The sequence below is a fragment of the Blautia hominis genome (assembly GCA_002270465.1).
GTDB classification, from domain to species: domain Bacteria; phylum Bacillota; class Clostridia; order Lachnospirales; family Lachnospiraceae; genus Blautia; species Blautia hominis.
Window position 1 is genome coordinate 327,306 of sequence record NQOF01000003.1, and the last position, 13,374, is coordinate 340,679.

At 42.6% G+C, this 13,374-nt stretch carries 15 protein-coding genes and 1 pseudogene; 12 read left to right on the forward strand and 4 right to left on the reverse strand.

What is annotated here, in order from left to right; all coding sequences use genetic code 11:
* Positions 1-51 precede the first annotated feature (51 nt).
* From CI595_RS12125 to CI595_RS12155, 8 genes and pseudogenes are all read left to right on the forward strand, one after another.
* Entirely contained in the window at positions 52-972 is a 921-nt protein-coding gene (locus CI595_RS12125) for a sugar phosphate isomerase/epimerase family protein (protein WP_095173525.1), read from the forward strand.
* Positions 973-1,055: 83 nt separating this feature from the next.
* Complete coding sequence (locus CI595_RS12130; protein WP_095173526.1) at positions 1,056-2,114, forward strand: Gfo/Idh/MocA family protein; 1,059 nt, start codon at positions 1,056-1,058, stop codon at positions 2,112-2,114.
* A gap of 17 nt (positions 2,115-2,131) precedes the next feature.
* Complete coding sequence (locus CI595_RS12135) at positions 2,132-3,136, forward strand: sugar phosphate isomerase/epimerase family protein (RefSeq protein WP_095173527.1); 1,005 nt, start codon at positions 2,132-2,134, stop codon at positions 3,134-3,136.
* A gap of 11 nt (positions 3,137-3,147) precedes the next feature.
* Positions 3,148-3,543, forward strand: a complete 396-nt coding sequence (locus CI595_RS12140) for a C-glycoside deglycosidase beta subunit domain-containing protein (RefSeq protein ID WP_095173528.1) — start codon at positions 3,148-3,150, stop codon at positions 3,541-3,543.
* Between the two features lie 67 nt (positions 3,544-3,610).
* The gene (locus CI595_RS26620) at positions 3,611-3,733 is read left to right on the forward strand and encodes a hypothetical protein (protein WP_279233386.1); all 123 of its coding nucleotides are present in this window, start codon (positions 3,611-3,613) and stop codon (positions 3,731-3,733) included.
* On the forward strand, positions 3,733-4,203 hold the full coding sequence (locus tag CI595_RS12145; protein ID WP_095173529.1) for a DUF2798 domain-containing protein: 471 nt from the start codon (positions 3,733-3,735) through the stop codon (positions 4,201-4,203). Before CI595_RS26620 ends, CI595_RS12145 begins: the two co-directional genes overlap by 1 nt.
* A 233-nt stretch (positions 4,204-4,436) precedes the next feature.
* Positions 4,437-4,535, forward strand: a pseudogene (locus CI595_RS27130) (response regulator transcription factor); the annotation flags it as partial.
* A complete protein-coding gene (locus CI595_RS12155) occupies positions 4,532-4,792 on the forward strand; it encodes a hypothetical protein (RefSeq protein ID WP_095173530.1) in 261 nt (86 codons plus the stop codon). The pseudogene CI595_RS27130 and the gene CI595_RS12155, both read left to right, overlap by 4 nt.
* A gap of 253 nt (positions 4,793-5,045) precedes the next feature.
* On the opposite strand, the gene CI595_RS12160 is transcribed toward CI595_RS12155, so the two are convergent.
* On the reverse strand, positions 5,046-5,378 hold the full coding sequence (locus tag CI595_RS12160) for a CGGC domain-containing protein (protein WP_095173531.1): 333 nt from the start codon (positions 5,376-5,378) through the stop codon (positions 5,046-5,048).
* Between the two features lie 32 nt (positions 5,379-5,410).
* On the reverse strand, positions 5,411-6,610 hold the full coding sequence (locus CI595_RS12165) for a DUF401 family protein (protein ID WP_162291869.1): 1,200 nt from the start codon (positions 6,608-6,610) through the stop codon (positions 5,411-5,413).
* 153 nt (positions 6,611-6,763) lie between these two features.
* Here CI595_RS12165 and CI595_RS12170 point away from each other — a divergent pair, with 153 nt between their 5' ends.
* Positions 6,764-7,315, forward strand: coding sequence for a TetR/AcrR family transcriptional regulator (locus CI595_RS12170; RefSeq protein WP_095173533.1), 552 nt, complete (start codon positions 6,764-6,766; stop codon positions 7,313-7,315).
* Between the two features lie 155 nt (positions 7,316-7,470).
* On the forward strand, positions 7,471-7,929 hold the full coding sequence (locus CI595_RS12175) for a YaiI/YqxD family protein (RefSeq protein ID WP_095173534.1): 459 nt from the start codon (positions 7,471-7,473) through the stop codon (positions 7,927-7,929).
* Between the two features lie 273 nt (positions 7,930-8,202).
* Here CI595_RS12175 and CI595_RS12180 read toward each other — a convergent pair whose 3' ends face one another.
* Positions 8,203-10,071, reverse strand: coding sequence for a sensor domain-containing diguanylate cyclase (locus CI595_RS12180; protein WP_095173535.1), 1,869 nt, complete (start codon positions 10,069-10,071; stop codon positions 8,203-8,205).
* Between the two features lie 356 nt (positions 10,072-10,427).
* Here CI595_RS12180 and CI595_RS12185 point away from each other — a divergent pair, with 356 nt between their 5' ends.
* Together CI595_RS12185 and CI595_RS12190 are read left to right on the forward strand one after the other, a co-directional pair.
* Complete coding sequence (locus tag CI595_RS12185) at positions 10,428-11,000, forward strand: YeeE/YedE thiosulfate transporter family protein (RefSeq protein ID WP_095173536.1); 573 nt, start codon at positions 10,428-10,430, stop codon at positions 10,998-11,000.
* A gap of 1 nt (position 11,001) precedes the next feature.
* Complete coding sequence (locus CI595_RS12190; RefSeq protein WP_095173537.1) at positions 11,002-11,562, forward strand: YeeE/YedE family protein; 561 nt, start codon at positions 11,002-11,004, stop codon at positions 11,560-11,562.
* 138 nt (positions 11,563-11,700) lie between these two features.
* Here the strand turns inward: CI595_RS12190 and CI595_RS12195 are convergent, their stop codons facing one another.
* On the reverse strand, positions 11,701-13,149 hold the full coding sequence (locus CI595_RS12195; RefSeq protein WP_095173538.1) for a GntR family transcriptional regulator: 1,449 nt from the start codon (positions 13,147-13,149) through the stop codon (positions 11,701-11,703).
* Positions 13,150-13,374 lie beyond the last annotated feature (225 nt).

The window sequence follows — 13,374 nt, forward strand, 5'->3', positions numbered from 1 at the left end:
CTGCATTTTAAGAGTTGTAAACAGCAGCGATTTGAGAAAGAAGGGATTGAAATGAAGTTAGGATTTGTATCAGCTATATTAGACCGGTCATCTTTTGAGGAGATGATTGACACAGCCAGTGAATTGGGATTTACATGTGTGGAAGCAGCGTGCTGGCCTCAGGGAAAGGCGGAGAGGCGATATGCAGGTGTCTGCCATATCAATACCGACAGGATTCTGGCAGAGGAGGATTATGTACAGTATATTCAGGAATATTGTAAGAAAAAGCAGGTTGAAATTTCTTCCCTGGCTTATTATCCGAACACCCTGGATGGAGATGCAGATAAACGAAATATGGCAGTTGAACACCTGAAAAAGCTGATTCTGGCAAGCCACAGGCTGGGAATTGATATGGTGACCACCTTTATTGGACGTGACCAGAATAAAACAGTGGAGGCAAATCTGGAACTGGTGAAAGAAATCTGGCCGCCAATCATGGATTTGGCCCGGGAAAATGGAGTAAGGGTGGCAATTGAAAACTGCCCTATGCTGTTTGGCGCTGACCAGTGGCCCGGGGGACAGAACCTGATGACTACTCCTGCAATATGGGATAAGGTATTTGAAATCCTGCCATATGAGAACCTGGGAATCAATTACGATCCGTCCCATTTTGTCTGGCAGATGATTGACTATATTAAGCCAATCTACAAATATAAGGATAAAATCTTTCATGTACACTATAAGGATATTAAAGTGTACCGTGAGAAACTGGACCAGGTTGGGATCACGGCGTATCCTCTCGATTATATGTCCCCGAAACTGCCGGGACTGGGAGATGTGGACTGGGGAAAATATGTATCTGCCCTAACGGATATTGGCTATCAGGGATATACCTGCATTGAGATTGAGGATAAAGCCTTTGAGGGTTCTTCTGAGGCAGTGAAAAATTCGCTGCTGCTGAGTAAGCGGTATATAGAGCAGTTTGTGATTTGAACGTAACGATTCAGCTGGTCTGTGCATTTATTGCGCAGACCGTACCGGACTACAGATGTCCGCTTTGATAAAGGGAGGAAAAGATGGGGATTAAATTTGGTATTATCGGCCATGGATTTATGGGACACGAGCATGAATCCATGCTCACACAGATGGATGGAGTAGAAGTGATTGGCATATGTGACAGCAATCGGGCACAGATGGAGGACGTAAAAGAAGGAATCATTCGTTATGGCTCAGCGGACGAATTGCTGAGCAACCCGGATATCCAAGTTGTGATCATTGCTGCCAACAACAATCAGCATTTGGAACTTGTAACAAAAGCGGCAAAAGCAGGGAAAGATATCATCTGCGAAAAACCGGCTGCCATGTCCGTTGCAGAGTTGGATCAGATGGTAAATGTGGTTGCGGAAAACAATGTAAAATTTACAGTACATCAGCAGAGAAGATTTGACCCGGATTTCAGAACCGTGAAAGAGGTATATGACCGGCATTCCCTGGGAGAAATCTATACCGTCAAAAATCAGTTATATGGTTTTAATGGAAATATGCATGACTGGCACGTGTTTGTATCAGAGGGCGGCGGTATGTTATTTGACTGGGGTGTTCATCTGATCGACCAGCTTCTATGGATGATTGACGCAAAAGTCACATCTGTTTTTGCCACTGTAAAAAATGTGATCAATGAAGAAGTAGATGATTTCTTTAATATCCAGCTTTTGTTTGATAATGGTATTACCGCAGAGATAGAGCTTGGCACTTATTATCTGAAGGACCAGCCAAAGTGGTTTGAACGCCACTGGTTTTTGGGCGGAGACAAAGGCTCCATGTATGTGGATGGATTCCGGCCGGAAGGGAAAATAGTGAGAACAACGGGACTTTTGACAAATGTAAGCGGCAAAAGAACCATGACGGCAGCAGGACCTACACGCTCCTTTGGCAACCCAAGGGAAGGGCTGATCATAACGGAAGAACTTCCAGAAGTTAAGACCTGCCACCGGGATTACTTTGAACAATTTATCAGGGCGTATGAAGGAAAAGAAGATTTCTTTGTAAAAATACCGGAGGTCCGCAGGGTTTTGAGCCTGATGGAAGCAGTCAGGGAATCGGCCAGAACAAAGAAGTCAGTAGATTTTGAGTAAAAGTAGGAGGAAGAAAGATGAGCAGTATTAAGACATGCGTCAGTTTGTATAGTCTGCAGAACGAATATATGAACCATAGAATGTCACTGGAAGATATTTTTAAGTTTCTGCATGAGAATAAAGTGGTTGGGGTTGAGGTCCTTCCGGACCAGATGCTTCCGGGGGCACCGCACCCTTCTGAGGAAACATTAAAAAACTGGGACAGATTATGTGAAACCTATGACATTAAACCAGTTATATCAGATGTGTTTTTGAACACAAATTTGTACAAGAACCGGGAACTGACAAAAAAGGAATGTGTAGAACTTTTGATTGACGAGATCAGGCTGGCACATCGCATGGGAATGAACATAATCCGTCTGGTATCCATGACGCCGGCATTTGTACTGGAACCTTTACTGCCGTATTGTGAAAAATATAATGTCAGGATGGCGCTGGAAATTCACGCGGGACTCAGTTTTGATAAACCCAAGACCAGGGATTATATAAAAGAAATGAAGCGTTTGAATTCCCCGTACATAGGGCTTGTCATTGATTCGGGTATTTTTTGCGAGAGGGTACCGAGAGTGATGGAAAATTACTGCAAGGCTCTCGGAACGAACCAGGAACCCATTGATGTAGTGAATAAGCTTTTTAAAGAAGGAAAAGACGGACGTGCCGTATATGGACCGGAGGGAGGTTTTATACCGGAGTTAACATCAGCCTTAAAGAACGATGCTGATTTTATGTATGCACACTTTGCAGACGGATATGAGCATGAGCCGTTTACTGTTCTGGATGAACTGATGCCATACGTTATGCACATCCACTTCAAATTATTTGAAATGACAGAAAACGGTGAGTATTCCGTAGATTATAAAGGATTCCTTCAATATTTACATGAAAAGGGGTATGACGGATATGTGGCCACGGAATATGAAGGGAACCGCTGGACAATTCCAGGTCAGCCCACAGTGGAAAAAGAAGAAGTCATTGCACACCAGAAATACATCCGGGCGTGTCTGGAAGAAATTCAGGGATAGGGGGCAGGAAGATGTTTGATAACAATGTATTTATAGAAGGAACATGCAGAAATTGTGAAAAAGAGGGAAAGATAACAGGATTTGAACTTCAGACTTATATCACATATTATAGGGGGATTCCCCTTTCCATGGTCAATGACATCCGTGTAAAAGTGGATGGCGAAGAAATTCCGAGAGAGGTGATCCGATGCAGTGTTGATAATGGTGAATATTGGTTTACGCTTGACGAGATGACCACTGTTGTTGGACATAAGTGGGAATATGATACGCCTATGACAGTACAAGTGATTCGTGACGGCGGTCTTTCCAAGGGAGAACACAAGGTTGAACTGAGAGTGATCGTGAGAACCGCATATATTCCGGTTCCTCTGGATGGAGTAAAGGAACGAAGCGTGACAATCTTATAAAGATTATAAAAGACTGTATCATATGAGCAATGGTACAGTCTTTTGGGTTGAGAAAACGAGGTGAAAAATGAAGAAATACGCATTTGGTGTAGAGATTGGCGAAACATCAATTAAATTAGCAGGGCGGTCCAAGGATGCAGGGATATATGGCGGCGCCAGGCTTATATTAGAAAACGGAGGGAATGACTAATGCCTGAGACTAAAGGAGAATCCATCTTTTTTACAGCAGTTACTGCTTGGATCATGGTATATATCATGACGCTTTACAATACAGTTCTGGTGGCAGGAGAATTCTCAAATCATATGTTTCTGACTGCATTGAAAGGGATGTGGATCGAATATATCATTATTTTTTTACTTGCCTATTTTGTGTCAGGACACATTGCGAAGTTCTTTGCCTTCCGTGTTGTACAGCCAGGGGACCGTCCAATTGTAATTATCTTTGCAATCCAGATATTCACGGTTGTGGCCCAGGTATTCTTTGCCAGTTTTATCGGAGTGTTTCATGCATACGGCTTTACGGGCAATGCAATTCCTAACTATATCATAACATTCTGTAAAAATTTTGTTATGGCTTTGCCTGCGCAGTTATTTATCGCAGGACCTTTGGCAAGATTATGGTTCAGGATAGTATTCAGAACACAGCCGGATAGCCGGTAAGAAGCTCTTTCAATTAATAATTCAGAAACAATTCTCAAACATAAATCAAAAGAACCCCTGCTATGCTAAAGCATATTGTGATGAGGAGGTATCCCCATGTCAAAAAGATTTCAAATATCTGGTAACAATTCAACAATTGAGAACGCGGGGAAAAAGAAAAGCCGCTCCATCCAGATCACCGGCGCTGCCTGTATGGGAAATTTTTTTGTGAGTATTGGGAAATTAATGTTGGGGATGTATATATTACAAAACTGCGGGATAAATTCTCTGTCTGCGATGGATTTGAAATAAAAACAGTACGGGGGCTTGGATATAAGGCGGTGCTGCTATGATAGGAGAAAAGCATTTTGCAGACAGACGGGTGAAAAAGAAATTATTTCCGGTTTCCACATTTATTTCTGTCTTTACGGCGTTTGCGGTCTTTACCACAATTCAAATGAAGATCAAAGGGCGATCCATTGACTATAAATCCATCCCCATAACAAACCAAATATCAATTTTTGCTTTTTGGATCTTATCAGCCGCAGTATTTACCTTATGGACCAATCATCAGATTACACGCCACTATTTTGGGGATATGGGAAAATAAGAGGGCAGAGACAGAAGCCCGTGCTGTCTGTTTGCCTGCTGGGAACCGGAAGGGTCATGGGGATGGCATGGGTATTTGAGGCATTGTACACAAAAAGGAAAGGCAGTCAACGTCAGGGGCAGCTCGTTTATCCTGCCGTTGACTGCCCCGGCCAGCTTTGCGGCCGTTGTGGAATCTGCAAAAATGACACTCCTCCGTTATTATGGGAGTCAGTCCCGAAAAGGTGCTTTAGCAGACTTGACTGGATCTGCCATCAATGCGTATATTCAATGATCCTCACTTCCTCACCAACGGCTTTTCTTACACACTGGATCATGGTCTCTGCCGTGGGACATGGAAATCCGATGGGTGTACCTTTTTTTATACAGGAGGCAAACGCGATAGTATCAGCGCCCCGCTTCACCAGCTCTTTGGCGCGTAATACAGCTTTTTTTCCCGGACAGCCTCCGCAATTGACAAAACCAATGATCTCAATCTCTTCCTCTATATCGGCAAAAGCCCCCACTCTTTTTTGGATAGATTTAAAATCAGCAGTGCCCGGGCAAAAATCTTCTGTCTGCATACAACGGATGATTCCAAGTTTCATAAAATATCTCCTTTCCCATGTCAAACGACGTTCTAAAAACACAGTAAAATATTGTAATAAAGAATCATGATTCCACAAAATAACATTGTGGAGGGCAAAGTCTTGCGTATCAGTTCGCCCAGTGTAATGTGGAAGTAATCGGCTGCCACAACTAAACATACATGTGTGGGGGAAATTTGGCTTGCTGCATGACACATACACATTAATAAAACCATTAACGGCATACCGCCGGAGACTGCAGCGAATGCCAGCGGGGTTCCCAAAGCAATAATGCCGTTCGTGCCGCTGATGATCGCTCCTGCAAAGAAAAGCAGTGCGAAGATCAAATAGGCTGGAATCGGCAGGGAAGACAGTAACTCAGGTAAATTTTGCAGAACACCTGTGTAGGAAATATATTCCTTCAATACTAATACCAAAAAGGTATTGAGCAGCAGGTTGATCTCAAAAGCACTGCGGACCATTGAAAAAAGTTCTTTTAGCCGAAACCGATAGATTACCGCCGCTCCTGCAATAACAAGAAAAACAGCAGTGACGACTGACATTTTTCCTATGAGAATAAGTGCGATGATCAACAGCAGTGACCACAAGTGCTGAAAAAGATGTACGGCATCTTTTCCCCGCTGTGTGCTGCGGGGCATTCCGGGGTCTTTAGGCAGTTTGCGTATGTAGGGCCAATATCCCAGTAATGCCAGGACTATAACCGGTATGATCATACCAGCCATAAATTTTGGAAGAGGAACACCTGACAGATTTGCCATAAGCAATACACCGGCATATGTCGGCAGTGTACTTTCAGGGATATGGCGGAACCAGCTGGTTACAAAGGCTTGCTCCCTGGAATCCAAATATCCCTCTGTAGATTCCTTTACAATATCACCACACAAGATCATTGCAGCAGCAGATGGCAGAAGACCAATAAACAGAGGGGCACATGCCGCATTGATACGGCGGTTATGGAAGAGGCCGTTCAGATCCTGCTGGGCCAGCTTGATCTGACTGCGCGCTTCCAGCATTTGCTGCAGGTACGTGATGAAATACAAGGATATCAGTACAGAAAGAGAGTCGGGGTTCTTAAACACAGCCATTGTCTGCTTCCAAATACCGGATGGAGGTATTTGGAATAAGAGTACAGTCATGAACAATCCGCCTAAAACAGCCTGGTATAGCGGACGGCGAAAAGTCAGCAGCAAGACAATAGTAAGAAAAACACAACCTAAATAAACAAGCTGCATGAATCTTCTCCTTCTCATTTCATAAGTTTGACAACTGTATGACTTTATGCTAAAGTATAAACACGAAATATGAAATTGTCAATGAATGGAAATGAAGTTTGACATTTTTACCGGTCTGTCCGGTTTATTCGGAAGCAGGAGTAGGAGGATCATATGTACCAGGGCACCAATCCATCTGCCATACGTTCACGTGAAGAGATCATCCGGGCATTTTTTTCCCTTTTACAGAATAATTCTCTTGAGGAGATTTCAATCAAGCAGATAATGGGGGCTACAGATTTGTCCCGGCAGACCTTTTATCAGATCTTTAATTCCAAGGACGAGATTTTGGAATATTATCTTGATACGGTCTTTGAAAGTTTTATCACCCATTCGGAAAGACACACAGTAAATAATCTGTGTGATGCAGCAAAACTTTTCTTCTCGTTTTTTGAAAAATATGAAGATACCCTCCGTCTTATTGTTTATAACGGAAAAAGCGGTGTGCTGCAGCGCAAATGCCGGGAATATCTGCAAAAAGGAAAATATATCAGCTATTCTTTACATGGGGTGCAAACACAGCAGGAACAGGAATATGCCACTACTTTTGTCATAAGCGGCATGGTTGCCATGCTGGAGCAGTGGCTCCGTGAAACAGGTGAAACGCCTATGGATACGGAACATCTGGCTAAGCTGATCTGCCGTATTACTGGTAGTGATCTTTGAGCAGGAGGCTAAATTGACGGAGGCTTCATGTCTTTAAAATGGATGGTAAAAAAGTTCCAAATAGGATGCGCGTTTCACGGCACATTCCGTGAAAGGAATGAAGCGGTCCATTTCTGTGTTATGATACATTCGGATTCAAGAAAGAGGTGATTGGTATGAGGATACTTGTGGATGCAGATGCCTGTCCGGTGATAAGAATTGTAGAACAGGCAGCAAAGAAGAAAAACATTCCGGTCCTTCTGCTGTGCGATACGAATCATGTACTAAATTCAGAATACAGTGAAGTAAAAGTGATTGGAGCCGGTTCGGATGCTGTTGATCTTGCCCTGGTAAACCAATGTCAAAAGGGAGATATTGTTGTGACCCAGGACTATGGTGTGGCGGCCATGATTCTCGGAAAAGGTGCGTATGGAATCCATCAAAGCGGGAAGTGGTACACAGATCAGAATATAGACCAGATGCTGATGGAAAGGCATTTGGCAAAGAAAGCCCGCATGGGAAAAGGAAAGCATCATCTGAAAGGCCCTGCAAAGAGAACAGAGGAAGATAATCTGAGATTTGCAGAATCCTTTGAAAGACTGATACTAGAAGCTGGGGAAGAATTCAAAGTTTAAAGACTCGGTTTTCTCATATGATAAGACGGTTTTGTCTATTGAGGCAGAGCCGTTTTATTTTTATACTTATAACAGCTTATAGAACAGTTTTATCTTATTATAAAAAAGGTAGATAACGGTTCAGTCATACGGAGGGGATTCTGAGGACGAAAGAAGATTCTAAAGGGCTGAGTGTTGATGGACTGCCGCTTTAACGATTAAATAACCGTGCAGCGGCAGCCCTTTTTGCCTTTTATGAATAGGATTACTGTGAAACGGAGGTGAGCTAAAGTCCTATAGATTGTCATTAACTCCGAAAATCCATAATGTTTCTCTATTTTGCTCTGTATAAGTTTTGAATTTTAATATGCGAAGGGTTATATAAGTCCCGTCGATTTTTTGATAGATGAACTCTGGGGTGGTATTTCTATTCAATTGTATCTTTAAATTTTCATATATGCAGAAATTTATAAACTGATTTCGGTATTCGGGCATTACAATACGATTTGCATATAGAAACAGAGCCTTACTAAACTGGTCATTTGTTTCCTTCAGCATTTCTTCAAAATAAGATGGGATAAACAGATGACGAATGGTGTCATTATCCAGATTAACGAAATAAACACCTTTAAAATCAGGTGCCAATACGGATAGAAAAGTATCCGCATCTTGCTTTTCAAGGACCATCTGCTCTACTTCCTGATTTAGTGTACGCATCTGGCGCTCTTTTCCGTTCTCTTTATAATAACGTTGCTTCTCGCTCTGCATGTTTTTTTCTGCATTACCTACAATTGTTTTGATGTCAATACCTTCATCTTGCCATTCGATCCCGACAGAGATCTCATAACCTTGATCCTTTAAATTTTTTTTGACGATCTTCATTTTATTAAAGATTTCCTGTTTGTTCTGATCCATACAGAATACTACGAATTCATCACCGCCAATACGATAGACTTCATTTTGAGGAAATACATGAAAAAGTTCATCCGCAACTGCTTTTAGCATAGCATCACCGGCTTGATGCCCTAAATGATTGTTTATTTCATGTAACCCATTTGCATCTATATAGATACAGGCCAAGGAATCATAATCGTTATTAGAGAAAGAATTCAATACAGAGAGATAACAGTTTCGGTTGTTACAATTTGTAAGTGAATCGTAATTTGCAATAAAATTTAATTTTTGGTTAATCTCAGCACTCTTTTTTGTACTGGAAATGATCCAAAAGAGGATAAGCATAGATAACACAAGAAACACTGCAACAGATATGCTAAGCGCAGGACCCTTGACAATGGAGGAAAGCAGGGTGGATTTCAACATGACAGCAAGCTCTTCTTCACGCAAGCCAGCCAGCAGCACCCAATGTACGGATGGAATGGGAATATAAACCACATAACATAAACCGCCTTCCCAATAGTAGGTACCGACCCCAGATTCGCCATTCAGACCCTTTTGCTCCAGCTCCATAACGGAACGGACCGAAGGGTCTTCTTTTTCCAATAAAAGTTGCTGGGCATTGTAACCATCATTTACCCAGCTAATATGCTCAGGATCACTGACAGCGATATCAGTTCCCTCTTCATTAATAATATAAGATTCACCTGTATCAACAAATCGGATATTTTTAATCAGTTCACAAAATAAATATCCGTCTTTTTCTACACTGAATGCTCCAATCACTTTGTCATCCTGGAAAATAGGGGAAGAATAACAAATGACATACTCGTTTTCTTCGTTAAAATATGGACCATAGATGGATGTCTTACCAGAAAGAGCTTCTGTAATGTCCTGACGACCTCTTATATCGCGCTGTCTGCCGTCTGAGGAAACGGAGCCGGTTTCTGAAACGTAAACCATGCGCAGTATATCAGAATGAGAAATGCCGATTGGGAAATCCATCTGATTTTTATCATCGGAAACAATAAAGGAGCTGGACAATTCCTTTGTTTCTTCTAAGCTGCTTTTTAGTTCGGTTTCTACAGCTGCAACGCCCTGCTTTGCCATGGATTGTACAAGCTGGATCGTATAATCCATGAATAGATTCTGAAAGTTATTGGATAATATCACATAAGCTGTGAAGGCTAAAACACAAACTGCAATTAAAAATACAAAAGCGATACGAGCACCTAATTTTGCTGCATTTTTTTTACTATACGATTCCAATATATCGTGGCTCCTTTCGACTAATTATATTATAATTGAATCCAAACATTTATACAATTGCTGATAAGCTTAAATATTTATCATATTAAAGTTGATGAAAAACAGCTGGCTATAATTTTTAGAATCAGTTGTTTTGAAGTGAAACAGAACGTAGGTTTTGATAAAATATGCCGGTTTATCATGAATGGACATATGCTTTTGGCCGGTATGAATATATAGGCTGTTTTTGGGAGAATATAGATGTAGATAAGGTTTTCAAAGAAGGGTATTTGTAGCTGAGAAGTCAAATAAAAGGGCGCAAACAAGTGGTGGCGCCCTTTCTGTTATAGAATACTACACACAAGGAGATACGTTTTATGAAATTATGGATCAAAAAAGGCCTTGCCCTGGGAGGGGTATTTTTCTTAGCTGTTTTACTGGTCAAACCGATTGGTGTTTCCACACAGTTTTCCGTGCTGTCCGGCATCTTCCACAGCGCGTTGGATGAGACGGTCATTACTGAAAATGATGAGCGTGATACCGGGTATGAGAGCACTAACGCCTACTACGACAAAAGTGAAGGAAAACTGGCAAAGTCGATTCAGCATCCGTGGAACTACGATTTTGTTTTTGTACTGGCGATTCCAGTCGGCGCTTATTTAGCCTATGCTGCGAATGATAAACGGAAACGCCTGCAGATGAGCGATGTAGGGCAAAACCCCGATGTACCGGATTCCCGCCAGAGTTTTTGGCGACGTTACCTGCCTTCTTTTCTGGGAGGCTTCATTATTCTGTACGGTGCCCGGATGGCAGATGGGTGCACCAGCGGGCATATGATGAGCGGTATGATGCAGGGCAGTGTCAGCGGTTATATTTTTGCGGCTGCGGCTTTTGCAGTAGCCATTCCCGTGGCCATGCTTACCGGCCGTGCAGCGAAAGGGGGAAAATAAGATGGAAATTGTATTGGCAATTATTCTGGGACTTCTTTTTGGCTTCGTCCTTTACTGGGTCGGTGCCTCGTCACCAAAGAAATTAATCGCCATGCTGCGCCTTCAGGACCTGACGATTATGAAAATTATCGTTTTCGGAATCGGATCTGCAAGCGTATTGCTTTCTCTATTCAGTATGCTTGGCTTTTTCAATCCGACACACCTGAGCGTTAAAGGCGCAAATCTTGGTGTGATCATTGGTGGCCTGCTCTTTGGCATTGGTTTTGGAACAGTAGGAACCTGTCCGGGCACATGTGTGGCGGCAACTGCCGGTGGGGGATTTCGGAAAGCATTAAGTGCGGTACTGGGAGGATTACTGGGGGCATGGGTGTTTTCTATGAGTTATGGATTTTGGAAAAACTTGGGCTTGTTCAGCATCATGGACTGGGGTAAGATGACATTGTTCCAGATTTCAGATCAGTACCCATCCGTATTTTCTTTAGGATATGTTGGATTATTGATTGTGGGGATCATATTTATTGGAATAGCGTTCTTTCTGCCTGCAGATATGGAAGGTAACTGATATCAATAGAATAGTTTGGATCGCGCTATTGTTGGACCAATTTGAATTCATGAACCTGTGTGGCTGATTATATTTGGTCAGCCACGCAGGTTCATGTTAAAAAAGCATTGATACATCAATCCTTATGGTCCGCATATGTTATCGTTTGGAAAGAAAAGGTGTTTCGCTCTCTTTGAACCCCACTTCATTTAACAGTTCCGCCACATTATCCAGTTCATATAACATAAATTCTTCCAGTTTGGCGGCGAAACCGGCAGCGTCACAACGTCCCAGACAATCCAGGAGATAGTTTAGGCAAGGAAGGTAGAAGGTTTCCATAACGTCCTGCTTTTTATGAATACTCTTCAGTGGATATCCCCACAAAAGCTGCTGAAATAATTCAGTATATACTGTCCGAATGGTCTTGTATGGTGCAAAATAGGAGAGCAGATCCAAGACTCCATATCCGGTCAGCTCATAATGCTGCAGGTACCGCAGCGCGCAGAGGCGTTTTTTAAACAGTTCAGCAGTGGTCCGATTGATGGAGGCAATCGTGATCTGTGCGACTTCTTTACAGGAAAGAGTCAAAGTCTGCAGGCTTTGCACATAATCCAGCAGACGGCTGCGAATGAAGGGCTGTGTGAAGTCACAGCATTGTGCGATCTGTTCCGGGGGTAAAACCTGCGTGCCGATTCCGTTGATGGATTTCATCGCACCGATACAGTTAAGCATAGAGAGCGTGCGGCGAATGGTACTGACAGAAACATTCTTTTCTTTCGCTAATTTTTCCGCTGATGGCAGAAACGCACCAACCGGATAGGTGCCCCGTACTACATCTGTGAGCAGTTCTATGACGAGGGAATAACACTTTTGTGAGGTCTTTCGATAGCCGCTCCAGTAAAAATCAATCTGCTGTTCAGCTGGAGGCAGACAGGCTCTTGTTTCGTAAAAACCATCGAGTACGGTTGCCATCTGCGCCTGAAATGTCTCCACATCCTCTCGAAGCTGCGTCCAGTTTTTTTCACGGCAAAGGCCAATCATCCGAAGCAGGGGATTCTCTTTTGGATGCGTTATTTCGGCAGTTTCTTTAATGCTCATAAACGGCGCCTGGTAAAACATAAGTACTTGCCAGACCAGACGCATGAGCATGTCATTATGCAGAGAGCCATACACCTGCTGAAGATGCTGGATCATTCTGTTAGACGGGTGGATGCCCTTAATCTGGATAAACTGCTCCATATTATCCAACAATTCCGGTGAAGCATTCTGAAACCCCAGCCATTGCGCTTTACTAAATAGCGGCTGCATGGAACGGCTCAGGTCGATCAGCGCGTCTTTGCGGCAAGAGAAAAAGGACTGCACATACCGTTCGTTCTCCGTCGTGCTGTACTGCACCTTTACCTTCACACCGACTTTTTGGGAGATTGTGATAAAGCCTTCTTTTTGCAGATTTTGATAGGCTGCGCGGATTGACCGGGTGGATACCTGAAAAATCCGGCATGCTTCTTTTATGGTGGGCAGGCGGTCTCCATGCTGGTAGACGCCAAATTGTATTTGTATTTTCAGTATGCTATATATTACCTGCTGTAATTCGATGTTTGGTTCCAAATTTTAGTTCCTCCCAGCATTTCTAAAGCAATTTTGGTAAACTGATGCACCAAAATAGTATAACATTTCCAAAGATAAAATTCTATATTTTCCTCCATAATCCGGAGAATAGTTGCATTCCCTGTCAGGCTTTGCTATACTCAAATTATTACTATGTGAACAAGGTTGCTTGATCAATAAATCTAGGAAGAAACTTGTAAGCCGGATAGAAAGGTAGGCGTTTGA